Source organism: Rhodococcus sp. 5A-K4, from assembly GCF_046097995.1.
GTDB lineage: Bacteria > Actinomycetota > Actinomycetes > Mycobacteriales > Mycobacteriaceae > Rhodococcus_F > Rhodococcus_F erythropolis.
Genome location: NZ_JBJURM010000009.1, coordinates 222,965 through 246,092, shown reverse-complemented (window position 1 = coordinate 246,092; position 23,128 = coordinate 222,965). Strand labels below are relative to the sequence as shown.

Annotated in this window: 22 protein-coding genes and 1 pseudogene; 9 read left to right on the top strand and 14 right to left on the bottom strand. The window is 61.4% G+C overall.

What is annotated here, in order from left to right; translation table 11 throughout:
* Window positions 1-691 precede the first annotated feature (691 nt).
* The 9 genes from ACKAMS_RS14895 to ACKAMS_RS14855 form a co-directional block, all read right to left on the bottom strand.
* The gene (locus tag ACKAMS_RS14895) at window positions 692-1,747 is read right to left on the bottom strand and encodes a DUF262 domain-containing protein (protein WP_408989191.1); all 1,056 of its coding nucleotides are present in this window, start codon (window positions 1,745-1,747) and stop codon (window positions 692-694) included.
* A gap of 145 nt (window positions 1,748-1,892) precedes the next feature.
* Window positions 1,893-2,780 (bottom strand): alpha/beta fold hydrolase, encoded by an 888-nt coding sequence (locus tag ACKAMS_RS14890; protein ID WP_408989190.1) that lies wholly within the window; start codon window positions 2,778-2,780, stop codon window positions 1,893-1,895.
* A 225-nt stretch (window positions 2,781-3,005) separates the two neighbouring features.
* Window positions 3,006-3,671, bottom strand: coding sequence for a hypothetical protein (locus tag ACKAMS_RS14885; RefSeq protein ID WP_283309547.1), 666 nt, complete (start codon window positions 3,669-3,671; stop codon window positions 3,006-3,008).
* A gap of 121 nt (window positions 3,672-3,792) precedes the next feature.
* Window positions 3,793-4,557, bottom strand: a complete 765-nt coding sequence (locus ACKAMS_RS14880; protein ID WP_408989189.1) for an SDR family NAD(P)-dependent oxidoreductase — start codon at window positions 4,555-4,557, stop codon at window positions 3,793-3,795.
* Window positions 4,558-4,703: 146 nt separating this feature from the next.
* Window positions 4,704-5,756 (bottom strand): acyl-CoA dehydrogenase family protein, encoded by a 1,053-nt coding sequence (locus tag ACKAMS_RS14875; protein WP_070796358.1) that lies wholly within the window; start codon window positions 5,754-5,756, stop codon window positions 4,704-4,706.
* Window positions 5,753-6,718, bottom strand: a complete 966-nt coding sequence (locus ACKAMS_RS14870; RefSeq protein ID WP_020906274.1) for an acyl-CoA dehydrogenase family protein — start codon at window positions 6,716-6,718, stop codon at window positions 5,753-5,755. Before ACKAMS_RS14870 ends, ACKAMS_RS14875 begins: the two co-directional genes overlap by 4 nt.
* Window positions 6,715-7,875 carry an acyl-CoA dehydrogenase family protein gene (locus ACKAMS_RS14865; protein WP_007734181.1) on the bottom strand — a complete coding sequence of 387 codons (1,161 nt, stop codon included), beginning with the start codon at window positions 7,873-7,875 and terminating at the stop codon, window positions 6,715-6,717. Before ACKAMS_RS14865 ends, ACKAMS_RS14870 begins: the two co-directional genes overlap by 4 nt.
* The gene (locus tag ACKAMS_RS14860; protein WP_019746945.1) at window positions 7,875-8,747 is read right to left on the bottom strand and encodes an enoyl-CoA hydratase; all 873 of its coding nucleotides are present in this window, start codon (window positions 8,745-8,747) and stop codon (window positions 7,875-7,877) included. Before ACKAMS_RS14860 ends, ACKAMS_RS14865 begins: the two co-directional genes overlap by 1 nt.
* Window positions 8,744-10,285: a FadD3 family acyl-CoA ligase gene (locus tag ACKAMS_RS14855; protein ID WP_408989188.1), complete on the bottom strand. Its 1,542-nt coding sequence runs from the start codon at window positions 10,283-10,285 to the stop codon at window positions 8,744-8,746. The genes ACKAMS_RS14860 and ACKAMS_RS14855 overlap by 4 nt, the downstream gene beginning before the upstream one ends.
* Window positions 10,286-10,340: 55 nt before the next feature.
* Here ACKAMS_RS14855 and ACKAMS_RS14850 point away from each other — a divergent pair, with 55 nt between their 5' ends.
* The 4 genes from ACKAMS_RS14850 to ACKAMS_RS14835 all read left to right on the top strand — a co-directional run bounded on the left by ACKAMS_RS14850 (window position 10,341) and on the right by ACKAMS_RS14835 (window position 14,290).
* Window positions 10,341-11,570, top strand: a complete 1,230-nt coding sequence (locus ACKAMS_RS14850) for an acyl-CoA dehydrogenase family protein (RefSeq protein WP_020968470.1) — start codon at window positions 10,341-10,343, stop codon at window positions 11,568-11,570.
* Window positions 11,570-12,382 carry an SDR family oxidoreductase gene (locus ACKAMS_RS14845; protein ID WP_003945582.1) on the top strand — a complete coding sequence of 271 codons (813 nt, stop codon included), beginning with the start codon at window positions 11,570-11,572 and terminating at the stop codon, window positions 12,380-12,382. Before ACKAMS_RS14850 ends, ACKAMS_RS14845 begins: the two co-directional genes overlap by 1 nt.
* A gap of 76 nt (window positions 12,383-12,458) precedes the next feature.
* Window positions 12,459-13,130: a TetR/AcrR family transcriptional regulator gene (locus ACKAMS_RS14840; RefSeq protein WP_003945807.1), complete on the top strand. Its 672-nt coding sequence runs from the start codon at window positions 12,459-12,461 to the stop codon at window positions 13,128-13,130.
* An 11-nt stretch (window positions 13,131-13,141) separates the two neighbouring features.
* The gene (locus tag ACKAMS_RS14835) at window positions 13,142-14,290 is read left to right on the top strand and encodes an acetyl-CoA C-acetyltransferase (RefSeq protein WP_003945727.1); all 1,149 of its coding nucleotides are present in this window, start codon (window positions 13,142-13,144) and stop codon (window positions 14,288-14,290) included.
* 54 nt (window positions 14,291-14,344) lie between these two features.
* Here the strand turns inward: ACKAMS_RS14835 and ACKAMS_RS14830 are convergent, their stop codons facing one another.
* On the bottom strand, window positions 14,345-14,662 hold the full coding sequence (locus tag ACKAMS_RS14830) for a DUF4333 domain-containing protein (protein WP_020906277.1): 318 nt from the start codon (window positions 14,660-14,662) through the stop codon (window positions 14,345-14,347).
* Between the two features lie 97 nt (window positions 14,663-14,759).
* Entirely contained in the window at window positions 14,760-16,160 is a 1,401-nt protein-coding gene (locus ACKAMS_RS14825) for a cytochrome P450 (RefSeq protein WP_020906278.1), read from the bottom strand.
* A 95-nt stretch (window positions 16,161-16,255) separates the two neighbouring features.
* Here ACKAMS_RS14825 and ACKAMS_RS14820 point away from each other — a divergent pair, with 95 nt between their 5' ends.
* A complete protein-coding gene (locus tag ACKAMS_RS14820; protein WP_020906279.1) occupies window positions 16,256-16,843 on the top strand; it encodes a TetR/AcrR family transcriptional regulator in 588 nt (195 codons plus the stop codon).
* Window positions 16,844-16,890: 47 nt separating this feature from the next.
* Here the strand turns inward: ACKAMS_RS14820 and ACKAMS_RS14815 are convergent, their stop codons facing one another.
* Both ACKAMS_RS14815 and ACKAMS_RS14810 read right to left on the bottom strand, forming a co-directional pair.
* Window positions 16,891-17,901 carry an ABC transporter substrate-binding protein gene (locus ACKAMS_RS14815; protein WP_408989187.1) on the bottom strand — a complete coding sequence of 337 codons (1,011 nt, stop codon included), beginning with the start codon at window positions 17,899-17,901 and terminating at the stop codon, window positions 16,891-16,893.
* An 81-nt stretch (window positions 17,902-17,982) separates the two neighbouring features.
* Entirely contained in the window at window positions 17,983-18,861 is an 879-nt protein-coding gene (locus ACKAMS_RS14810) for a bile acid:sodium symporter family protein (RefSeq protein WP_021342902.1), read from the bottom strand.
* 132 nt (window positions 18,862-18,993) lie between these two features.
* On the opposite strand from ACKAMS_RS14810, the gene ACKAMS_RS14805 reads away from it, so the two are divergent.
* The 4 genes from ACKAMS_RS14805 (at window position 18,994) to ACKAMS_RS14790 (ending at window position 22,343) form a co-directional block, all read left to right on the top strand.
* Window positions 18,994-19,266: a DUF2277 domain-containing protein gene (locus tag ACKAMS_RS14805; protein ID WP_003945457.1), complete on the top strand. Its 273-nt coding sequence runs from the start codon at window positions 18,994-18,996 to the stop codon at window positions 19,264-19,266.
* Window positions 19,267-19,271: 5 nt separating this feature from the next.
* Window positions 19,272-20,693: an alpha/beta hydrolase gene (locus ACKAMS_RS14800; protein ID WP_408989186.1), complete on the top strand. Its 1,422-nt coding sequence runs from the start codon at window positions 19,272-19,274 to the stop codon at window positions 20,691-20,693.
* Window positions 20,694-21,162: 469 nt separating this feature from the next.
* The gene (locus tag ACKAMS_RS14795) at window positions 21,163-21,750 is read left to right on the top strand and encodes a hypothetical protein (protein WP_141752395.1); all 588 of its coding nucleotides are present in this window, start codon (window positions 21,163-21,165) and stop codon (window positions 21,748-21,750) included.
* A 101-nt stretch (window positions 21,751-21,851) separates the two neighbouring features.
* The gene (locus tag ACKAMS_RS14790; RefSeq protein WP_195791490.1) at window positions 21,852-22,343 is read left to right on the top strand and encodes an NUDIX domain-containing protein; all 492 of its coding nucleotides are present in this window, start codon (window positions 21,852-21,854) and stop codon (window positions 22,341-22,343) included.
* Between the two features lie 367 nt (window positions 22,344-22,710).
* On the opposite strand, the pseudogene ACKAMS_RS14785 reads toward ACKAMS_RS14790, so the two are convergent.
* A pseudogene (locus tag ACKAMS_RS14785) lies at window positions 22,711-23,037 on the bottom strand (transglycosylase family protein); the annotation flags it as partial.
* Between the last annotated feature and the right edge of the window lie 91 nt (window positions 23,038-23,128).

The following is a 23,128-nucleotide window of genomic DNA, read 5'->3' as shown; positions in this document are numbered from 1 at the left end:
GATCAGGGCGGAAGGATTCTCATAGCTTGCGGGTCACTTGATGGGGGTCATGCCAGTACAACTCGGACATGTGATCCATGTACTCTTCAACAGTTTCTACACTTATTCCTGGCTGTGAAAAGTTATCTGCGAATGGTATGTTTCCGTGAGCGAGATCGTTCCGCATTCCGCTTATTTTTGTCAGAGTCATAGCGCATTGCAATTTAGGGTACCAGTCTCCCGTCAATCCATATACTGACCATAATCTAACGAAATGTCTTGGCGTTAAGGTTTTACCATCCAGGGGTGGTTGCGCCTGGTTGTGTACGATTGGTACCGAGAGGATTTCCGTACTAGATTCAAGACAGGTCACAGCTATCTTATTTTCCCAGAGCTTCTGATGGTTATTTGTGTCGCGAATTGAATCAAATATGGCATGCCCGGCAAGCGCGCGTATGCAAGGTTTGACTGCGGCTAGGGGATGTGATCTGGAGTTTATCTCCCGATTTGCTTCGTGTATTATCGCCGTGGTTAGTGACTCCAACTCGGCCATGGCGTACATGATGCAGGCAGCCCTAACTTCACGCGAATATAGATCTCTTGGCATATCGACGTTGCTCGACTTGGAGACGTGAATGAGCATCGTTTTGAGATTGTCAATTCGATTTAGTGCTCGATCGGCCGCCAAATAAACTTCCTCTTCGAAAGCCATCTATGCGCCAAACAGTTCAGATGCCCGTTGAATTCTCTTCTCCAGTAGGGGCTTGGTGTTAGATCCCCCTCGGCTATATTCTCTCAATTGAGGATCGTTAATCCAGTCGAGATCTTGCACTTCGGGGTTTCTTCCGGACTCAATGATCCGTGCAGCAGCAACTAAACAAGCTTCGAAGGCAACTGTCGGTGTTATATTCGCGCCGCTTCGAAGGAATGGCCGCCCGCCGGTGGCGGTTACTAGAAAACTGGTCGCTTGCGTGAATACGTCTTCCTCTTTCTCATAGTCGAACGATTTCATTGCGGTATCCATATATTTATTCAGAAACTCTTTAACTTTTCCGGAGAATGTTGACTGCGAGTTTTTATATGCGAAATACTTCAAAACTTCTTCGGTTGGTGTGCCGTCTTTTTCGGCGGCACTGTCGAGTTTTAGGAGTGAGGTAAAATCGCTTGACTCTCCGAGGCGTTCGATGAAGGTATTGAATTCTCCGCGGTATATGCATGCTCTAACCTCTTGGGGGGTTAGGGATATTGCGCCGGCGTTGAGTCGCTCAAACAAGTCAAATCTAACCGTAGGGTCACTCTTGTCTGTTAAAGATATTAGCTTTAGAGGTTGTCGGTTGAAATACATTTGAATCGGTTTTGGGAAGTCTGAAAACTGCAATCCATTTAATTGAGTTAACTTTTGTAGGTTTTCGAGCTTTAGTGGCTGTGTGCGTTTTACGAGTTTAAGTGCTTCGTCGTCGGGAGCGCAGAACAAGAGAAGGCTGGAGAGTCGCTGCAGTCCGTCGACGACTTCCCACTGATACCCTATATCGGTAGCGACGAATATTGGTGGAATGGGCAAACCAAGTAAAACTGATTCGATGAAAGTTGATGCGACATCAGCTTTCCAGCGATATTTTCTTTGGTATTCAGGTGCGATATTGAGCTCATGTTCTGCGAGCATGCGGACCAATTCGCGAACCGAAAAGTCGTGGTATGCGACATCGACCTTCTTGCGCTCGGCTGAGAGTTGGTCTTCTAATTTGTCGAACGGACTGGGTATGCTCATGTCGCCTATTTAACCCTATTGCTGCCAGGGTCCGGCAGGGACACTGCGCTGAAGGCTTGCAACGACGCTCGGCATCGCCACGGCTTCAAGTTCCCCGTGTGAGAAGTATAGTGGTCAGAAGTTTCCCGCGTGAGAAGTATAGTGGTCAGCTGCTGACGGCCTTGGGTCCGGTGCCGATACCGACTCCGCAGTCCGTCATGAATTCGGAGAAGACGCGGTCGAAGCGATCCGGGTAGTCAAGGTGCGGGAAATGTCCGGCGCGCTTGAAGATTTCCACCCGCCCCAGCGGTAGTTCGGCGCGGGCGTTCTCGGTGTGGGCGTTGGGGATGATGGTGTCTTCCTCACCCCACACCAGTAGTGCCTGCAGATTCTTGAAGTTGGCGAAATGCGGAGTGGCATTGACGGTTTGACCGTTGTAATTGATGACCGATCGTGCCGTCGCCAGAAATGCCTGACGGGTCGACGCGTCCGATACCGAAGCGAAGCTCTTACGGGCCTCGCTCGCGCTGGCACCGAGCTTGAACAGGCCGATCTTGTTGAAAAGTCCGAGCGCTTTGTCGGTCACGTCGGTCAGCGTCCTCGACGCGAGGACGGGAAGTACCAGTTCGCTGCCGGGCAGTGTCGCCGCACGCAGGAGTGGGCTCACCTCGGGGCCGAGTCCACCGCTGGCTACCAGGCACAGCCGCTCCACCCGGTCGGGGAACAGATACAGCGTCTGCATCGCGATCCCACCACCGAGGGAGTGGCCGACCAGGGTGGCCGACGGAATGTCGAGGGCTTCGAGGAGGTCACGCACAGTGGCGGCGTGAGCACTGAGTGAATAGTCGCCGGCAGGCTTGTCCGACGCACCGTGTCCGAAGAGATCAGGGGCGAGCACGCGGTAATGACGCGAGAGCGTCTCGATCTGCGGTTCCCAGTTGGAGTGCGCGCCCAGCAGGCCGTGAATGAGCACCACGACGGGGCCGCTGCCTTGGTCGACGTATTTGAGCTGGTCGCCGTGCAATACAACCGTCTGTAATTGGTCGGTTGCCATGATTGAACCTTTCGGAGCCGCCAGTGTCTGTGGCTGCTCGCGTGTTGTCGGACCGCACCCGCCCCGACGCGGATCCACGGGTATTTGTGACCGGGAGTAACCCCAGTTCCCTCAGTATGCCCATCGAGGGGGTCGATGTCGTGGCCATCGGGCGTGTTGTGACGAACCGTGAGCCGTCGGCTGAGAGGAGACGTACAACTCACCGCCGCGTGTCGGCGCCGTTGATCAGGCGAAATCGACCAGTTTGCCGAAGGTGAGGTTGATGTCCCACGGTGTGACGCCCCACGTCTCGATCGCTGAAACCGCGAAGATTCCGGCAGCCTCGATGGTGTCCTGTGAGGCTGGTGCCGACACCGAAACGCCGGATTGGTCGCTCGGAACCTCCGGCCAGACGCCTGTGCCCACCGGTGCAGGGGTTGCCTCCATGACTGCGTTGGCCAGGCCCGATTCGTCGACGGTCGTGAAGAGGCAGTTCGGCTCGTGCGGAGAATCCCACCCGCCGAGTTCCGCGAGCCAGAATTCGCCGCGTCCAGCAGCGGAGATCGCGATCGACGCGAGTACCGATTCGAGATCTTCCCAAGCGTCGCCGGTCGGGGAGGACGCGTCGGTGAGCTTGAACGGTGCGGCGAGGGCAGTGCTGTCCGGGGAAGCGAAGCGCGGCTGCACAGTGAGGGCCTGGGTCTGGGTATCCAGAAACGCAACTTCTCGGAACTTGTTGTCCGGCAGAGCAGTACGAGCTACGAGGCCGCGTCCAAGCAGTGTGCCGAGAGCGGCGGGATCGTCGACGCTCCACAAGCGGGTCTCGTCCTCGGACCAGGTGCGAATCATTCCGCCGACGACAGGACTGATCAGCACGGGCTCGAGGTTCGTACTGCCTGTTGATTCGCTCACCGCTGGCTCCCCACCGCACGTCGTACCGTCGGACGGGTTCCGGGCGGCTAGACAAGTATGCCGCCTCGCTGCTGTACGCCTTTATTAACCGCCGGGGGTTAATAAAGGCGCACAGCAGGGATCACATATGCGTGCCGCCGTCGATGCGGATTTCCGTTCCGGTGACAAACGAGCCGTCCTCGGAAGCGAGCATCGCGATCACACCGGCGACGGCGGACGGGGGCGCGAAACCCTCACCGATTGCCGGGGCCAGCTTGCCGAGCAGCGTGAAGTCGATGTCGGCCGGGAAGCCGGGATCGGACGTCATGCCCGAAGCGATGCTGCCGGGTGCGACGGCCACGGCGCGAAGACCCTGCTTGCTGTACTCGAGAGCAAGTGCGTGCGTGAAGGATTGGATTCCACCCTTCGACGCCGCATATGCCGTCATGTACGGGTGGGCGAAGGTCGCCGAAGTGGAACTGAAGTTGACCACGACGCCTGCTCCGCTTTCGAGCAGTGCCGGCAGGGACTCCCTCGTCATGAGGAATGTTCCGGTGAGGTTGACCCCGATGACGGTGTTCCAGAAATCGAGTGTCATCTCGTGGGTGTGCGCGGAGCGCAGAATGCCCGCCGCATTGACCAGCACGTCGAGCCCGCCCAGAACCTTGATCGCAGCGCCGACCTGTTCGCGAACAGACTCTTCGCTGGAGATGTCGACCTTCACCGTGGTGAGGCGATCGGAGTGGCCGGCGTCCTTCGAGGCGTTCAGAGTCTGTTCGAGGCCGGTCTCGGAAATGTCGGCGGCGACGACGGTGCCTCCTTCTGCCAGGATGCGGGCAACGGTGGCCTGGCCGATTCCGGACCCTGCGCCGCTGATGAGGACGCGCTTGTCGTCGAATCGATTCACGAGAAAACTCCGGTCTGTGAGATGGACAGCTGTCTGGTGACCGATTCTGCGTGATCCAGCCGCATAAATCTGCGGTTCATTCCACTGACTGGGCAGCATCGGTGCTTGTTCGCCCGGGATTGCGAGCGAACAAGCACCGATGTGTCTTAGAGACCCGCGGCCTGAGCGAGGCTCGGCAGGTAGGTGCTCGGCTGTCCGAAGAGCTGAGCGCTGCCGTGTGCACGCTTGAAGTACAGCTGAGCGTCGTGCTCCCAGGTGATTGCGATTCCGCCGTGCAACTGAACTGCTTCGGAGGTGATCTGCTGCAAGGCTTCCGAGCAGTAGACCTTCGCCACTGCCGCGTCGTCCGCCGACTGCGTCGCCACGGCGGCGTACGTCATCGACCGCGCCGTCTCGACCAACGTGTACATGTCGGCCATCCGATGCTTGAGGGCCTGGAAAGAACCGATCGCGCGACCGAACTGCTTGCGCGACTTGGTGTATTCCACGGTCTGTTCGACGATCGCTGCGGCCGCTCCGACCTGTTCAGCGGACAACGCGATCAGAACGACGGTTCGGATGCGATCGACCAGATCTTCGGACCACTCCAGTGGCCGACCACGAACACCGGAGAACGTGACCTCCGCCAGCGTTCGCGTCGGATCCATGGTGGGGACGCGTCGGCGGGAGACGCCCTCGGCCGCGGGATCCACTTCGTAGAAGCCGTCGGCCGTGAGAACGAGCAGGGTGTCCGCAATGTGTCCGTCGAGGACGTACGACGCCGTGCCGGTCAACGCATCCTCGGTTGCCTCGACGCCGAAGGTGCTCCAACCCGCAGCCCCTGCCCAGCACAGGGCGAGCGTGCTCTCTCCGGACGCGACACCGGGCAGCAGTCGCGAGCATGCGTCGTCGTCACCGGAAAGCAGCAGTGCCTGTGCGGCAAGAATCGCCGAACCCAGCATCGGTGAGGGGGTCAGCGTGCGGCCCAGTTCCTCCTGGACCACATGTACCTCGCCCAAACCTGCTCCGACGCCGTCGAACTCCTCCGGAATCGCCAGCGCGGCGACGCCGATCTGCTCGCACAGCTTGCTCCACAACGCGGCGTCGTAGCCGATCTCGGTGGTGATGGCAGCGCGGACGGCAGCGGAGTCGGAATGCTTGCTCAGGAGATCGCGTACCGACGCACGTAGTGCTGCCTGGTCTTCGGTGTCGATGCTCATGATGCAACCAGCGCTTCGACGACGCGCGCACGATGCTCGGACGGTGTGCCCCAGGCGGTGAGCAATGCTCGTACCTTGGTGAGCCACAGTGAGAGATCGTGTTCCATCGTGTAGCCGATGGCGCCGTGAACCTGGAGTCCGACGCGGGCGGCCTTGTAAGCAGCATCCCCGCACGCGACCTTGGCGGCGGAAATGTCACGCGAGGCGTCGGCCGACTGATCGCGAACCGACAGAGCGGCACCGTGGAGCAGGGGGCGAGCCATTTCGAGCGAAACGGCAACTTCTGCCAGGTGGTGCTTCATTGCCTGGAACTGTCCGATGACCTTGCCGAACTGCTTGCGCTGCTTCGCGTATTCGGTGGTGACCTCGAGCAGTGTCTGGCCGAGACCTTGCAACTGCGCGGCAGTGGCAAGAGCGCCCATGTCGAAGGCTGCGGAGAAGTCGGCGGAGCCCAGCGATTCGCCGGCGGAAACCTCGTAGAGCTTGCGGGAGAGATCCACCGATGCCTTGGCTTCGCCAGGGACGCCGAGTGAGACGGTGCCGTCCTGCGCGAGTAGAACCAGATCGACCGCATTGGCGTCGAGCGCGAACGGTGTGCGCGGGGGAGCGGCGACGGTTGCCAGCGAACCCTCGGCGAGAGCAGAGAGACGTTCCGGTGCAACGGAAGCCAGGAGCGTCGGTGCTACTGCGATGGTCTCGACGACCGGTCCGGGTACAGCGTGCCGACCGAGCTGTTCGAGTGCAACGACCAGGTCCACGGCGTCGGCGCCGAGTCCGTCGTGTTCTTCGGATATGACGAGGCCGTTGACGCCGGTCTCGGCAAGGCGCTGCCAGAGCTTCTTGCCCGGCTCGGTGTCACCGTCGTTCCACGAACGGATGACGGAGGGCATGTCGGACTTGGTCAGCAGTGCATCGATGCTTGCAGCGAAGTCCTGGTGGGAGGAGTCGAGCGCGAATCTCATCGGTCCGCCTTCGGTAGGCCGAGCAGACGCTCAGCGATGACGTTTTTCTGAATCTCGTTGGTGCCTGCGTAGATCGGGCCGGACAGGGAGAACAGGTATCCGTCCATCCAGTTGTCGGCCAGCTCGGCTTCAGGGCCCTGCAGTTCGAGAGCAGTCTCGTGGGTGGCGATATCCCACTCGGACCAGAAGACCTTGTTGATCGAGGACTCGGCGCCGAGTTGTCCACCGTCGGCGAGACGGGTGACGGTACCGAATGTGTTGAGCTGGTAGGCGCGAGCGCCGATCCAGGCGTCGGCAACCTGGTTACGCAGAGCGCTGTCGTCGGTTCGTCCGCTGGACTTGTACAGCTCGAGCAGTCGGTCGACGGTGGCGAGGAAGCGGCCGGGGCTGCGCAGCGAGAGACCACGCTCGTTGCTCGCGGTGCTCATCGCGACGCGCCAACCTTCGTTGACGTTGCCGATCACACCCGACTCACCAGGGTTGGCCGGGTCGTCCGGCACGAAGACGTCTTCGAGGAAGATCTCGGCGAAGCCGGGCTCGCCGTCGAGTTGATCGATCGGGCGAACGGTGACGCCCTTCGAGCGCAGGTCGAACATGAAATACGTGATGCCCTTGTGGCGCTGCGCATCCGGATCGGAGCGGAACAAGCCGAAGCCCCAGTCGGCGTAGCTTGCGCGTGAGCTCCACGTCTTCTGACCGTTGAGCAGCCAGCCCCCGTCGACCTTCTTCGCACTCGAACGCAGGCTCGCGAGGTCGGAACCGGATTCGGGCTCGGACCAGGCCTGGGCCCAGATGTCGTCGGCACGAGCCATGCGCGGCATGATGCGAGCCAACTGCTCGGCATTTGCATGCTCGAACAGTGTGGGAGCCAACAAGAAGATGCCGTTCTGGCTTACGCGCCCGGGCGCGCCAGAGCGGTAATACTCCTCCTCGAAGATGACCCATTCGAGCAGGGACGCATCGCGTCCGCCGAGTTCCTTGGGCCAGGACACGACGGCGTAGCCGGCGTCGGCGAGAGTGTGCTCCCACTGACGGTGCTCTTCGAAGCCTTCGGCGGTATCCATCGACTTCAGGGGAGTGGCGGGCACATTCGCCTCCAGGAACGAGCGGACCTCGTCACGGAATGCGGTTGTGGCGTCGTCGAATACGAGATCCACTAGTTTGTTCCTTCCTGCGGTGCGCGAGCACTGGCAGCCATGGCTTTGGCGTCGAGACCACCAAGCGAGTCTTTGCCGACCTCGGCGTTGTGAGCGTGAGCGAAGTGATGCAGACCGAAGACGGAGTCGATGCCGTTACGCATCCCCATCTGATCCTCGCACTGGTTGACGGCCTTCTTGGTCAAAGCCAGTCCGAAGCGCGGCATCTCGGCGATACGCCCGGCGAGCTCGAACGTCTCCTTCTCGAGATCCTTGCGGGCGACGACGCGATTGACCATGCCGATTTCGTAGGCGCGTTGCGCGGTGAATCGATCGCCGGTGAAGAGCATTTCCTTCGCGAAACGTGAACCGACCATCCACGGGTGCGCGAAGTATTCGACGCCGGGGATGCCCATGCGGACAACGGGATCGGAGAAGAAGGCGTCGTCGGCCGCGACGATCATGTCGCAGACCCAGGCGAGCATGAGCCCACCGGCTATGCAGGCGCCTTGGACCATCGCGATGGTGGGCTTGGGGATCTCCCGCCAACGGCGGCACATGCCCAGGTAGACCTCCATCTCGCGGGCGAAACGCTGGTCACCGCCTGGCTTGTCGACGTGATCCCACCACATGGTGGCCTTGTTCTCGTACTCGACGTGATGGTCGCGTCCCGGAGTTCCCAGGTCGTGTCCGGCGCTGAAGTGAGGTCCGTTGCCTGCCAGGACGATCACCTTCACGTCGTCGTCCTCGACGGCGCGCTGGAATGCCGCGTCGAGGGCGTACGTGACCACCGAGTTCTGGGCGTTGCGGTAGTCGGGTCGATTCAAGGTCACGACGGCGACCGAGTCACGAACCTCGTAGGTCACGACGTCGGCTTCGAAGGGAACGGTCATGATTGTTCCTCGCGCAGAACCGTTTTGAGGACCTTGCCCGAGGGGTTACGGGGCAGGTGATCTACGAAGCGCACCTCGCGGGGCACCTTGAAGCCTGCGATCTTCTCCTTGAGGAAAGCGATCACCGACTCTTCGGTGAGGCCGGCACCGTCGAGTTGGGCGATGTAGACGCGGCCCACCTCTCCCATCCGGTGATCGGGGATGCCGATGGCAGCAGACTCGTGGACGCCGGGCAGGCGAGCCAACATGCCCTCGATCTCGGCGGGGTAGACGTTGAATCCGCCGCTGACGTACATGTCTTTCAGGCGGTCGGTGATGTCGAGATAGCCACGCTCGTCGAGGGTTCCGACGTCTCCGGTGTGCAACCAGCCGTCGGCGTCGATTGCCTTGGCGGTGGATTCGGGGTCGTCGAGGTATCCGAGCATGACGTTCGGTCCACGAAGCAGGACCTCACCCTGGTCGCCGATCTTGACCTCGAAATCGGCTGTCGCGCGGCCGGAACTGGTGGAGACGGTGACCGGGTCGTCGTCGGTGCGGCACATGGTCGCGACCACTGCCTCGGTCAGACCGTATGCCGTGAGGACGGCGTCGAAAAGCTCTGCCTGCATGCGCTCGACGAGAGCAACCGGCACGGGTGCTGCGCCGGTGATCGCGATGCGGAGCGAGGACAGGTCGTATTCGCTGCGGCGGGGGTGATCGAGAATGGTCTGGTAGATCGTCGGGGCACCGGGCAGGATGCTGATCTTTTCGCTGTTGACCAGCGCGAGGGTGTCGTCGATGTTGAAGACGGACACCGGCACGATCGTCGCGCCGTTCAGCAGGCAGACCAGGATTCCGGCCTTGTACCCGAAGGTGTGGAAGAACGGGCTGATGATGAGGAAGTTGTCGTCGGCGGTGACCTCGGCGCATTCACCCCACGACTTGGCGACAGCGATGGACTGACGATGCGCGGTGATCGCACCCTTGCTGCGTCCTGTGGTGCCGGAGGTGAAGAGGATGTCGCTGACGTCGTCTGGCTGCACCTTCGCAGCACGCGCATCGGCTTCGGTGCGGGCGGCGTCGGTGGCGAGCGCGAGGAAGTCCTCGAACTCGATGACGCCGTCACGGTCGTCGTCCCCGTCGATCGGTACCTGGATGACGGTCGGGATCGACAGGTCCGGGTTGGCGTCGAGCAACTGCTGATAGCGATCGGCCTTGAGGAACGTGCCGACGACCACCAAGGCCGCGGCGTCGACGCGCTCGATGATGTCGAGAGCTTCGGTGCCGGTGTATCGAGTGTTGATCGGGATGATGGCCGCGCCGGCATATTGAGCGCCGAGCAGGGCGATCACCCAGTGGTACGTGTTGGGCGACCAGATGACGACGCGATCGCCTGCCTTCACCCCACGGTTGATCAGCGCGCCGGCGAAATCGCGGACACGTTGATGTAGCTGTGCGAAGGTCAGTCGGGTGTCGCCATCGGCGATAGCCGCGCGCTCACCGAACTCCTCGGCGGCCCGGATGAGGGCTGATGGGATGGTTCTCGGTTGTTCGGTCACTGGACTCCTACCTGACACGCTACCTAGCAAGTGCTTGGTAGGTTATCTTACATATGTGGACCAGAGCGAGAGCCCGGACGGGCAGATGACGGACGACGAGTTTGCGGCCACGGTCGCGCAGTGGTTGGCCGAGAACTTGACGGGCAAATTTGCCCAGCTCAAGGGTAAGGGCGGCCCCGGCAGTGAGCACGAGTTCTTCGAGCAACGACTCGAGTGGGACAAGCACCTCGCAGCCGCAGGATGGACGTGCCTCGGGTGGCCGAAGGAGTTCGGCGGGCGGGGAGCAAGCATCTCTCAGCAGGTCATCTTCCATCAGGAGTACGCGAAGGCCGGTGCGCCCGCTCGCGTCAGCCACATCGGTGAAGAGCTGCTCGGCCCGACGCTGATCGCGTACGGAACCGACGAGCAGAAACGCCGATTCCTTCCTGGCATCAACACGGTCAGCGAACTGTGGTCGCAGGGCTACTCCGAGCCTGGCGCCGGTTCAGACCTCGCGAACGTCTCCACCACCGCACGCCTCGAAGGCGGCAAGTGGATCATCAACGGCCAGAAGGTGTGGACCTCACTGGCTCACGTCGCGCAGTGGTGCTTCGTGGTCTGCCGCACCGAGGTGGGCTCCAAGCGTCATCAGGGCTTGAGCTTCCTGCTGGTCCCGTTGGATCAGCCTGGTGTGACAGTTCGGCCCATCCAGCAGCTCACCGGTACGTCGGAGTTCAACGAGGTCTTCTTCGACGACGCCGTCACCGACGCCGATCTGGTGGTCGGGGAACCTGGCGAGGGCTGGAAGATCGCGATGGGGCTGCTCACCTTCGAGCGCGGGGTATCGACGCTCGGACAGCAGATCGGATTCGCTCGCGAGCTCCAGGGCGTCGTCGACCTGGCGAAGGCCAATGGCAGTGACCAGGATCCGCACATTCGCGAGAAGATCGCTCGCGCCTGGGTCGGACTGCGCGTGATGCGCGCCCACGCGATGCGTACTCTCGACGCGGTCGACGCCGGAACCGGTGGCGGAGAAGCGTCCGTCGCAAAACTGTTGTGGGCCAACTGGCATCGTGACCTGGGACAGCTGGCGATGGACGTGCAGGGTGCGTCGTCGTTGGTTGCACCGTGGGCGGATTCCGAAGGCAATGCCTCGGACATCACCGACCCCGAGCATCTCGAACTCGACGAGTGGCAGCGCCTCTTCCTCTTCACCCGCGCCGACACGATTTACGGCGGCTCCAACGAAATTCAGCGCAACATCATTTCCGAGCGCGTGCTCGGTCTTCCCCGAGAGGCTCGTTAATGTCTGACACCAAAGCCGCGTCCCCGCTTTCCGTTGCGCCCGAGGAAACCCCGGGCCACGGACTGCTCGCGGGCAAGAAGGCGATCATCACCGCCGCAGCCGGAACCGGCATCGGCTTCTCTACCGCGCGCCGGGTGCTTCTCGAGGGCGGCGACGTTCTCGTCTCCGACTTCCACGAGCGTCGGCTCGGCGAGACGGTGGAGAAGCTGAAGGCCGAGTTTCCCGGCCAGCAGGTCGAGTCCATCATCTGCGACGTCTCCAGCACCGAGCAGGTCGACGCGTTATTCGTCGGCGCGGCCGAGAAGTTGGGACGTATCGACATCGTCGTCAACAACGCAGGCCTGGGCGGCGAGACACCCGTCGTCGACATGACGGACGATCAGTGGGATCGCGTTCTCGACATCACCCTCAACAGCACCTTCCGTTCGACGCGTGCCGCGCTGCGGTACTTCAAGAGCGTTCCCCACGGCGGTGTTCTGGTGAACAACGCGTCCGTTCTCGGTTGGCGGGCGCAGCATTCCCAGGCTCACTACGCCGCAGCCAAGGCGGGCGTCATGGCACTGACTCGGTGCAGCGCTATCGAAGCCGCGGAGTACGGAGTCCGTATCAACGCGGTCTCGCCCTCCATCGCGCGTCACGCGTTTTTGGCGAAGGTCACCAGTGAGGAACTGCTCGACCAGTTGGCTTCCGGCGAGGCCTACGGCCGCGCCGCGGAGGTCTGGGAGATCGCAACGGTCATCGCGATGCTCGCCAGCGATTACTCCACCTACATGACCGGCGAGATCGTCTCCGTTTCTTCGCAGAGGGCCTAGCGTCCCCGTGCGCGGTTAAGGAGTCCCCGGACTCGCTGACCGCGCACAGGGGAAGGCCCTGGATAGGATTGAATACATGACGCCACCTCGAAATTCCGACGAATCAAACGGCAAGTCCGGGCGCCGCGACGAGCTGCTCGAGATCGCGGCGGGGCTGTTCGCCGATCGCGGAGTGCGCGCGACGACCGTCCGCGACATCGCCGACGCCGCCGGGATACTGTCCGGCAGCTTGTATCACCATTTCGATTCCAAAGAGTCGATGGTCGACGAGATCCTGCACCAGTTCCTCGACGAACTCTTCGGAAAATACCGCGAGATCGTCGCGGCGGGGTTGGACAGTCGCGCGACGCTCGAAGCGCTGGTGGTGACCTCCTACGAGGCCATCGACGCCTCACATTCGGCTGTGGCGATCTACCAGGACGAGGTCAAGCACCTCGTCGGGAACGAGCGCTTCGCTTACCTGGCCGAGCGCAACACCGAATTCCGGGACCTGTGGGTCGGCGTCCTCGAAGCCGGCGTCGCGGACGGGACCTTCCGTTCCGACATCGACGTCGAGTTGGTCTTCCGATTCATGCGAGACACCGTGTGGGTCGCGGTTCGCTGGTACCGCCCGGGTGGATCCCTGTCGGCTCACGCCGTCGCGGCTCAATATCTCGCGATCGTGCTCGACGGGCTCTCCGATCCGGCTACAACTTCAGACGCTATTGCTGAATCAACTTCAAGAACTATTGCTGCACAACGAAACTAGGAGCTAACGCTATGTCCGAGGTTTACATCGTCGACGCCATTCGCACACCGATCGGCAAGAGGGGTGGCGCGCTGTCCGGCGTGCACCCCATCGATCTCGGTGCGCACGTCGTCAAGGCACTGGTCGAGCGCACCGGTATCGACCCCAGTGACGTCGACGACGTGATCTTCGGTTGCGTCGACGCCATCGGCGGCCAGGCCGGCAACATCGCCCGTATGTCCTGGCTCGCAGCGGGATTCCCGGAGCACGTTCCCGGGGTGACCGTTGACCGTCAGTGCGGTTCGAGCCAGCAGGCAGTGCACTTCGGCGCTCAGGCCATCCTGTCGGGCACCGCGGATCTGATCGTTGCCGGCGGCGTTCAGAACATGAGCCAGATTCCGATCTCGGCAGCGATGATCGTCGGTCAGCAGTACGGATTCGACACGCCGACTTCGGGTTCGGTCGGTTGGACCGAGCGCTACGGTGACCAGGAAGTCTCGCAGTTCAAGGGCGCCGAAATGATCGCCGAGAAGTGGGACATCAGCCGCGAAGAGCTCGAGAAGTGGGCCCTGCAGAGCCATGAGCGCGCCAAGGCTGCAATCGCCGCGGGTCGTTTCGACAACGAGATCGTTGCCATGGGCGACGCGACCGTCGACGAAGGACCCCGCGAGACCAGCCTCGAAAAGATGGCGACGCTCAAGGTTCTCGTCGAAGACGGCCGCATGACCGCAGCGGTGGCCAGCCAGATCTCCGACGGTGCGAGTGCGCTGCTGCTGGCGTCGGCGGAAGCGGTGGAGAAGTACAACCTCAAGCCCCGCGCCCGGATTCATCACCTCAGCGCCCGCGGCGACGACCCGATCTTCATGCTCAGTGCGCCGATTCCGGCCACGAAGCATGCTCTCGCGAAGGCCGGTCTGAGCATCGAGGACATCGACATCGTCGAGATCAACGAAGCTTTTGCCCCGGTCGTCCTGGCCTGGATCAAGGAGATCGGCGCAGATCCGGCCAAGGTCAACGTCAACGGCGGCGCGATCGCACTCGGTCACCCGCTCGGCGCGACTGGCACCAAGCTGATGGCGACCCTGCTCAACGAACTCGAGCGCACCGGCGGTCGTTACGGCCTGCTGACCATCTGTGAAGGTGGCGGCACCGCAAACGCGACGATTATCGAGCGGCTCTGATGCCCTGCTGTGCGCCTTTATTAACCGCCGGCGGTTAATAAAGGCGCACAGCAGTTAGTTGTTCGGCACATCCGCAACCTTGATGTCGAAGTTCGCACTTTCACCGTCAACGCTGGTCACGGTAGCTGTGACGTCGTATTCGGTGCCCTGCTCGGTCAGGATGCACGTGATCGATGCGCCGACTTCTGCGTCGAGGTTCTCCGGACACGTCACGTCGTCAGGTGGCTCGCCGATCTTCTCGGCGAGTTGAGTGGAGATCTGACTTGCGACTTCGGACTTGTCCACTTGCGGCGTCCCGACGCTTGCCGAGCACGCTCCCGTGGCCAATGCCGCGGAGAGCAAGACGATTCCAACTGCAGGCCTCTTTGTCATGTGAACTCCCAGGGTGCGCCGGTGCTCGCTGCTGCCACCTCGGGGATTACCGCATTCGGGACTGTTCAACCGACTTACTCGACGCCGTTTGCCGAGCTCAGCGTCGGCGGACCGTCAAGTTGAAGCCTTCGGGCATCAGGGTGAGCCGTTCGGCCACCTTCAACTCGTAGTCCGGATCGGCTTCGATCGTATATTTCTGCAAGATGGTGCCCAACACGAGGACCGCTTCGTGAATGGCGAATTGTCTTCCGATGCAGGCACGTTCACCTGTTCCGAACGGCTTGTACACGTGCGCCGGCCTGGCCTTGATGTTGGCAGGTAGGAAGCGATCCGGATCGAAAGCCTCGGGATCGTTGCCCCACACGGGATCGCGATGAAGTGACGGGATGAGCACGAGCATCCAATCGCCCTTTTTCATCGGATACTTGCCGACGAGCGTGGTGTCTTCGAGCGCCGCACGGCCGTAGGCGGGAGCGGTCGGCCACAGACGCAGCGATTCGTCGAGGACGCGTCGTACGTATCGAAGTTTCGCGATCTTCTCGAAGGCGGGCTCCTCGCCCTCCCAGACCTTGTCGACCTCGGCTTGCGCCTTGGCCAGCACGTCAGGGTTTCGTGACAGGTAGTACAGCGCGAACGACAACGCGCCGGAGGTGGTTTCGTGTCCCGCGACGAGGAAGGTCACGACCTGATGGCGGATGTTCAGTTCGTCGATACGGTTGGGATCGTTTTCGCGTGCCGCCCGCAGCATCAGTTCGAGAAGATCTTCCGGCCCCGGTTCGGTACTTGTCCGCCGGGCACGGATCACCTCGTCCACAACCTCGGCCATGTACGCCTTGCGGACCTCGTCACGTTGATCGGCCCGACGTGCGAGGACTCGCCCCAGGGCCGTCGACTTCAAGAACGTCGTGCGTTGTGAATGGGAGAGAGCGCCGACCATCGCCTTGACGAACGGGTGCTGCTCTTCACGTTCGAAAGAGTCGAACGAGTAGCTGAATCCAGTGCGTCCGATGGTCTCCAACGTCAGCTTGGTCATGTCTGCCGAGACGTCGATGGGGGAGTCGCTGTCACGACTGTCCCAATGATCGACCAGCTCGCCGGCCACGTCGAGCATGGTGCGGTGGTACGAGCGCATCGCAGTCTGGCTGAACGCCGGGGCCAGGAGATTGTGCGCCTTGCCCCAGTTGGGTTCGTGGTTGTACGCAGTGAACAGTCCGTCGCCGCCGATTCCGCGGAGTGCTTTGACTCCAGGCGCAAGGTGCTTCGCGAACCGGGACTCGTCGGACAGTTCTGCCACCATGTCCGCGCCCGAGGCGAAGACGAAGCGATTTCCCAGGACATTTCTCTCGAAGATCGGGCCGAGTTCGCGCCCGATGCTCACGGAGTTCTGCAGCGGCGTCCGGATATTGATCCCGAGGACGTCCCCGAGGACTGGCAGGCGCCATGCCGGATGCGGAATCCGAGCATCGGTCGTCGCCTCTGGAGTGGTGTCGACGCTCATGGTGTGTCCCCCGGGTGAGATCGCTTACTGAATTGGTGTCTAGTACGCAAAGTACGCCTTACTGAATCGGTGTCAAGTAGTAATCTGACTTGTCTATGGTCGCACCACGAAAACGCCTGGACCGAGAGCAGCGGCGCACGCAGTTGCTCGACATCGGCGCGCAACTTTTTGCCGATCGTTCGTACGAGGACGTCTGGATCGAAGAGGTCGCCGAGATTGCGGGCGTCTCGCGCGGGTTGATGTACCACTACTTTCCGACCAAGCGAGACTTCTTCGCCGCAATCGTCGAGCGCGAATCGCAGCACCTGCTCGAGGTGACCGCACCGGACGCGACGCTACCGGTGCGCGAACAGGTGGCAGCCGGGTTGGACGCCTACTTCGCGTACGTGAAGTCGCACAGCAGGGGAGTACGCGCCATCAACGTGGGGACGCTCTCCGCCGAGGCCGGTATCCGAGCGATCGTCGAACGGGAACTCGAACAGCAGCAGATTCGAATCCTCGACGCACTGGAATTCGAGGGTGAAAGAAGACAGATCGCTGCCGTCGCAGTTCGGGGATGGATCGCATTCGTCCGAGCTGTCTGCCTCGACTGGCTCGATCAACCTTCCATACCGCAGGAAGAGTTGAGAGTGATTTGTCTGCGGACCCTCTCCGGAGCGTTGGGCATCGACCTCGAAACGTGAAATGCCGACCGCGTGGGAGCGGCCGGCATTTCCACGGACAAGTCTGATCAGTCGAGCGTCGAATAGAGATCGTCCCAGCCCTTGGCTACGTACATGTTGGTGTAGATGGATCCGTAGTACGTACTGCCGCGCAGAACGGTGACGTTCCCGGCCTGCACAGCCGGAAGTCGTTGCCACAACTTGTTGTCCGAGAGCTGATCGAAGGTGGTGTCGCTGCTGTCGGTGACGGAAACCATGAACGCGTCGCAATCGCGAAGGCGATCCATCTCCTCGATGCTCAGTCGCCCCTGATTGTCGAAACCGGTTGTGTTCAATGTTCTTCCACCGATGTCGGCGAGCGTCATGTCGGTGGGCTGGCGATTCTTCTTACCGGCTTCCTCCGACACAGGCAGGCTGTCGATGTAGATCGTGGCCTTGTCCGGACTGTAGGACAAACTCGCGACGGTCTTTCCCGCGATCGCTGAAGCGTGTCGAGAGCGGATGTCGGTGATCAGAGCGTCATAGTCGGTGATCAGGCGATCCATGGTGGGGGTTCGGCCCAACCAATCGGAGAGTCGGGTGAGATTTTCTCGCCACGTCTGCTTCGATTCGGTCGTCAGGACAGGAGCGATGGCTTGGAGTTTTGCAGCGGGCCAGTACTCGTTGTCGGCGTTGACGCAGATGATGAGATCGGGTGCGAGTCCGAGGATCTGCTCCAGATTGGGCTTGTCGCTGAGGTATTCGGCCGATCCGTCGACGGGAACCCACTCGGTGGCGGGCGAGATGTTGTATCCGAAGACCGGTAGTTCCAGGGCAATGGCGAGCTCGAGGTCGGTGCGGGCGTCGACGGCCAAGACCCGCTTGGGGTTGGTCGGTATGTCGTAAGTTCCCAACGGTGTGGTGACGGTGCGCATTTGAGTGTCGTCAGATGTACCCGAACCGTCACTGGAACTGCAGGACGACAGAATTGTTGCTACTGCTGCCATCCCGGCTCCGATGCCGAATTGGCGACGGGTCAGTGCGTCGACTAGCTCTTGCCAGGCGCGTTCGTCCAGCACGGTAGGTGTGGTGGTCAGCATTTTTCGATACCCTTCGGTCTGAGTCCGTATCGATCGTAGGGTCGGCGATACCAGATCACCTATATCGAAAACCGCCTGATATTAGTCGATTTCGGCCATTGTCCGTGACTTGCGGGTGATCGTTGCGCCGAAGGCAGCGGCGAGCGGGAACATGAGAACGCCGTACACCGCAGCCGGCACTGCCAATTGCACGTTGTTGAGGAGACTGACGGCGATGGTGATCGCCAACGTGCTGTTGTGGATGCCGATTTCCATGGAACTGGCGATTGCCTGACGATCCTCGATGCCGAATATCCGGGGAACGACGTAACCGATCGAGAGGCTCAGTAGGCAGAACAAGGCAGCGACGACGCCGATGTCGACGAGATAGTCCGCGATGTTCTCGCGCTCGGAAACAACCGTTCCGACGATCACCAGTGCCAGAACCACCGCGGATCCGATGCGGACGGGCTTGTCCATCCGCTCGGCAAAGGCGCTCGAGCGCAACCGAACCCACATTCCGAGGGCGACAGGAATCAATACGACGGCAAAGACCTGAAGCACCTTCGTGAACTGAAGCCCGAGAGTGCCGTCCGCGTCCTCGGGTTCGAAGTAACCCAACGCGAAGTTGGTGATCAGGGGGAGAGTGACCACCGCTATCACCGAATTGACCGCAGTCAGTGTCACATTGAGAGCAACATCGCCGCGGAACAGATGGCTGAACAGGTTTGCCGTCGTGCCGCCTGGTGATGCGGCGAGGAGCATCATGCCGACCGCGAGCAGTGGGTCGAGGTCGAACAACGTGACCAATCCGAAGGCCGCGGCCGGGAGCAACAACAACTGACAGATCAGGGCGATCGAAACGGCCTTCGGCGCTTTTGCCACGCGGGCGAAATCTCGGACCGTCAGGGAAAGCCCGAGGCCGAACATGATGATGGCGAGTGCGGCGGGTAGGCCGACGGAGGTGAGTGCAGAGTCCATGAGTTAGTGGCTACTTCCAGTCACTGGGGGAATTTCACTGAAACTACCGTGATGCCCGGATCTGCGTGGCAGTTTGGATACATTGGTGTATCGAACCGTGACGGCGTCGGTGAGCAGGGTTATCGTCGAATTATGTGCCGAAACATCACTGAACTTCGTGGACTCGAGCCCGCTGCTACGCCCGAGGAGATCGAGGCTGCCTCTCGCCAATACGTACGTAAGGTGAGTGGAATAGCCAAGGTGTCCGACGCGAACCGAGACGCCTTCGAACAGGCGGTGCGTGAGGTGACCGAAACGACGACGCGCCTGCTCAGCGCATTGCCACCTCGCAGACAGCCACCTCAGACCGTCCCACCGTTGCGTCGTCCGGAAGTACAGGCTCGGATCGCAGCTCGCTCGTCCTGACTCGAGTGGATCTCACAGATATCGACGTATGGGACGTCGAAGCTTTGGATCAGCTGTCCGCTGGGCTCGAAGGCGTTCTGGTCGCTCATCGCGTCCGCGACATCCGTCGACGGCTGAATACGCTGCGCAAAGAAGCCGTCGCCGACGACTTGCATATTCGGCAGGACGGAACCGTCTCTGCGGTTGCGCCCATCGCGGACGGCCACCCGCTCCACGTGCACGCCCAACTGCTCGCGGTTGCCGTTCGAGAACTGATCGGTGAGGCACTGCTGGTCAGTGCGGATCTTCATCATGCGTTGTCGCTTCGGTCCCAGGTCGGCACCGACCTCCGTGACAAGGCTGTGCGTGTGGGAGAGGAGTGGCGAGCATTCAGCCCTGATCGGCAGCGTCAGATGTTGCGCCATGCACCCAGTCTGATTGCCAACCTCGACGGCATTCCCGCAGCGGTGCGAAGTCCCGCCAATCTCGATCGGATTCAATCAGAACGAGCACGGCTGCAAGATGATTCAGTGCGAATCTCGCAAGAACTTCACCGGGAGTTCTTCGGCGGCAGACTGAGTAACACCGGGGCGGGCCAGTGGTATGCCGAACGTAAACTCGAGGATTTGGACGCGCTCGACGAGTTGTTTCACGCCGCACCTTGTCGACGGTTACTGCTCATGGACATGCGCTCGGGTGAACGAGGATTTGCCGCGATTGCGATCGGTGATCCGGACACAGCGGATCACATCTCCGTGACGATTCCCGGACTGAACACCAACGTCAAGGACTCGATGCGCGGAATGGTCGGCGAGGCAACACGATTACGAGCCGAGGCGATGCGCCAACTCGAACTGGCCGGCCGAAAGGAGAGCGTGGCCACCATCGCCTGGATCGGATACGACGCGCCACAGGTGATCGGGCCGGGAAAGTTCGACATCGGTCGGGCCAGCTTCGACGTAAGTCGATCGTCCAAGGCAGGCATAGCCGCCGACGCGTTGGGTAGCTTCTTTCACGGTCTTCGTGCTGCGTCGGTCAACGACCGAGTCCATATCACCGCGTTGGGTCACTCCTACGGATCGCTTGCGACTTCTCTTGCGCTGCAACGCGGGGCAAGCGCAGCGGTCGACGACGTGGTGTTCTACGGTTCTCCCGGCGTGCGGGCCAAGGTGGAGTCGGACCTCGGTATCGCCGACCGCCACGTCTACGTCATGAAAGCGGAAGGCGACAGTATCGCGGGGTTCGGCCGTTTCGGTGGCGATCCGACGCGCACCGAGTTCCACCGATTGTCCACGGCCGAGGGGATCACCCCGGACGGTGTCAAGCACGAGCGGGCTTTCGGTCATGCGGAGTACGCGAGAACCGGGGACAACGGAGAACTGCGGATGTCGGGTTACAACCTCGCGGTTGTGGTTGCCGGACTGCCGGAGCTTGCTGTTATTGATTGATCGTGCCACCTGAGCGACCGCATGAATCGACTGGAACTATTTCGTGTGTAGATCTGTCCGATACGCCGACCCCGACCACATCGGCGTCGCTCGCCATACATTAGGTGTCCCACGACGACCCGGAACGGCGCGCCTGGATCGAATAAGCGCAACGACGGGGGACAAGTGCCGATCATCTAGGCCAATTCAGCAGAGTCTCGCTGACAAGGAATCTCCGTACATACCAAGAGAAGTCAGTCGTGGACTATGAATTCGAATCCTCCTGGTGGCATTTCGTGGACGATGACGTCGTTCTCGACTCCGGTCACGATCGTCAGGTAGACCTGGGCACTTCGTCTATCTGGACGTAGGAGTTCACGGTCACCCCGCGCTGGCGCGGGACCTGCCGAAATATCGCTTCGCCGCCGTGCAGATGCGAACCGGGGTGGAGGGACTGCGCAGTGTCAGGAGGCCGGGATAGCGTGCATTCATGAGCGTTGAAGAGCACTGGCGCAGGCTTAACGGTTGGTTTGAGCGGGAAGCCCCGGTCACGGCTGCCGCTATCGACCCGCCCGCGTCAGTGGACGTCCTGAAATCCGTGGAAACATTTACGGGCAGGACGTGGCCGACCGAGCTACGGACGTGGTTCGGCTTGCAGAACGGAAACCCCGACGGAGGGCACTCGGCCCTGATATTTCCGGAGTTTCAACCGTTGCCTTTGGATCGTGTCGCGTCTGTGTGGGAATCGACGACGACAGAGTGGGGAGAGACGACAACAGCCGTCGGCGGCATCGCTTTGCTTGATCAGCCAGCGGGAACGGTGGCTGACACGTTCTTGGCGGCATACATTCCCATAGCCGCCAACATTCGGGGCGATCTGTTGTTCGTCGATACGCGGGCCGGTCAAGCGAGCGGATGTGTACGCGAATTCCTCGGGGACAGCGCCGACCAAGGGACAGCCTGGCCCTCTGTCGCCGCGCTGTTGGAGGACGTCGTTTTGGCGCTGGAGCACGGACAGCCATGCGGCGGTTGGATTCCGAGTGTCGACCAGGGCTGGTTGAGTTGGGATTTCCCTTAGGCTCATAATTTACGAGCGCGGAGCGTGACGGTGATTGGGTACTGATGCGAGTACGGCACATCCACCGTTCCAGAGCGTGAACCGGGTTTTACAGTGTTCTCATGCGTCTGAGGCATTCGGCCAGGGGATTGGTCGTTGACGGCCAGTCCCGTCTTCTGCTCTACCGATTCATCGCACCCGGGGGCGGGCTGACGGTCTGGTGTCCTCCGGGAGGAGGCTTGGAAGGAGACGAAACCCCGCCCGAGGCGCTCGCGCGCGAATTGGACGAGGAGATCGGCTTGCGTGACTACGGCGCCGCCACCCATGTGTGGCATGAGGAGATCCATGATCCGACGATATTGCCGGGTTGGGACGGTGCGATCAACGACTACTTCCTCGTGCCGGTAGCGGCCGCATTCGAGCCCTGTGGGTCGTTGGGGCGCGAAGCGCTGGCCGCCGAGCTGGTCGAGCACTTCGAGTGGTGGAGCGTTGACCGCCTTCTGTCACACAATGGTCGAGAAGTGTTCGGGCCACGCGATTTACCCGACAGGTTTGCACGCCTGGTCAAGGATGGATCACCGAGTTCGCTGGAACAGTTTGTTCGGGCACCATGAGGGCCGCGAGGCATCGCCGTATTCGAGCATTTCGGCATCGAAACACGGCTAAACTGGGGTTATGGAGCACTACGTGCGCAAGGAGCCCATCCCGTACGCGTCTACGGCTGCGCCGGTCAGTTCTCGCAACCGGTTCAGAAGGATGCTCCAAAGGTTGTCGACAATTCTTCGCGGGATGATGGGGGATCGGAAGGCGAGTCGATATACCTCGCTCGCTCCGCGGCATCCCGACGGATCACGCACCGCTGTAACATCTTTCAACAGTAGTGGTGGTGGGAAATAGGTATCGGTGTACGACGCTGCCCGGGGTCCGTCGAATTCTCGACGAACGCCGGGCAGCGACGCAGTATGTGAGCTGGGATCAGCGGAGGTACTGGCCGCAAACGGGCCACGCGCCGGCACCCTGACCGGCAAGGACGTTTTCCGCGACGCGGACCTGTTCTGCCTGGCTGGCGTTGGCGGCACTGCCGGCTCCGCCGTAGGCTTCCCACGTGCTCTGGCTGAACTGGAGCCCGCCGTAGTAGCCGTTTCCGGTGTTCGCGGCCCAGTTGCCCGAAGATTCGCATTCTGCGACACCCGACCAGTCGTGGGTGGCTGCGGATGCGGTGCCGGCGCTCAGTCCGAGGGCTCCGGCTGCGAGGGCTCCGGCTGCGGCGACAGAGGCAAGGGCACGGGTAACGGTGGTCTTGGTCATTTTTGGTAAATCCTCTCGAGTCCCGCCGACGGAGGACGGTGACCGTCTCAGCTCCGCTCCCACCACTAGGAATGTTGTCGAGTCCGAACCG

What these genes read in the sequence shown, in the direction of transcription:
- ACKAMS_RS14830 (WP_020906277.1), bottom strand. Translation starts at nt 14,662, where the DNA reads ATGACAAAGAGGCCTGCAGTTGGAATCGTCTTGCTCTCCGCGGCATTG.
- ACKAMS_RS14805 (WP_003945457.1), top strand. Translation starts at nt 18,994, where the DNA reads ATGTGCCGAAACATCACTGAACTTCGTGGACTCGAGCCCGCTGCTACG.
- ACKAMS_RS14870 (WP_020906274.1), bottom strand. Translation starts at nt 6,718, where the DNA reads ATGAGATTCGCGCTCGACTCCTCCCACCAGGACTTCGCTGCAAGCATC.
- ACKAMS_RS14810 (WP_021342902.1), bottom strand. Translation starts at nt 18,861, where the DNA reads ATGGACTCTGCACTCACCTCCGTCGGCCTACCCGCCGCACTCGCCATC.
- ACKAMS_RS14820 (WP_020906279.1), top strand. Translation starts at nt 16,256, where the DNA reads ATGGTCGCACCACGAAAACGCCTGGACCGAGAGCAGCGGCGCACGCAG.
- ACKAMS_RS14815 (WP_408989187.1), bottom strand. Translation starts at nt 17,901, where the DNA reads ATGCTGACCACCACACCTACCGTGCTGGACGAACGCGCCTGGCAAGAG.
- ACKAMS_RS14825 (WP_020906278.1), bottom strand. Translation starts at nt 16,160, where the DNA reads ATGAGCGTCGACACCACTCCAGAGGCGACGACCGATGCTCGGATTCCG.
- ACKAMS_RS14860 (WP_019746945.1), bottom strand. Translation starts at nt 8,747, where the DNA reads ATGACCGTTCCCTTCGAAGCCGACGTCGTGACCTACGAGGTTCGTGAC.
- ACKAMS_RS14795 (WP_141752395.1), top strand. Translation starts at nt 21,163, where the DNA reads ATGAGCGTTGAAGAGCACTGGCGCAGGCTTAACGGTTGGTTTGAGCGG.
- ACKAMS_RS14840 (WP_003945807.1), top strand. Translation starts at nt 12,459, where the DNA reads ATGACGCCACCTCGAAATTCCGACGAATCAAACGGCAAGTCCGGGCGC.
- ACKAMS_RS14895 (WP_408989191.1), bottom strand. Translation starts at nt 1,747, where the DNA reads ATGAGCATACCCAGTCCGTTCGACAAATTAGAAGACCAACTCTCAGCC.
- ACKAMS_RS14845 (WP_003945582.1), top strand. Translation starts at nt 11,570, where the DNA reads ATGTCTGACACCAAAGCCGCGTCCCCGCTTTCCGTTGCGCCCGAGGAA.
- ACKAMS_RS14875 (WP_070796358.1), bottom strand. Translation starts at nt 5,756, where the DNA reads ATGAGCATCGACACCGAAGACCAGGCAGCACTACGTGCGTCGGTACGC.
- ACKAMS_RS14835 (WP_003945727.1), top strand. Translation starts at nt 13,142, where the DNA reads ATGTCCGAGGTTTACATCGTCGACGCCATTCGCACACCGATCGGCAAG.
- ACKAMS_RS14890 (WP_408989190.1), bottom strand. Translation starts at nt 2,780, where the DNA reads ATGGCAACCGACCAATTACAGACGGTTGTATTGCACGGCGACCAGCTC.
- ACKAMS_RS14790 (WP_195791490.1), top strand. Translation starts at nt 21,852, where the DNA reads ATGCGTCTGAGGCATTCGGCCAGGGGATTGGTCGTTGACGGCCAGTCC.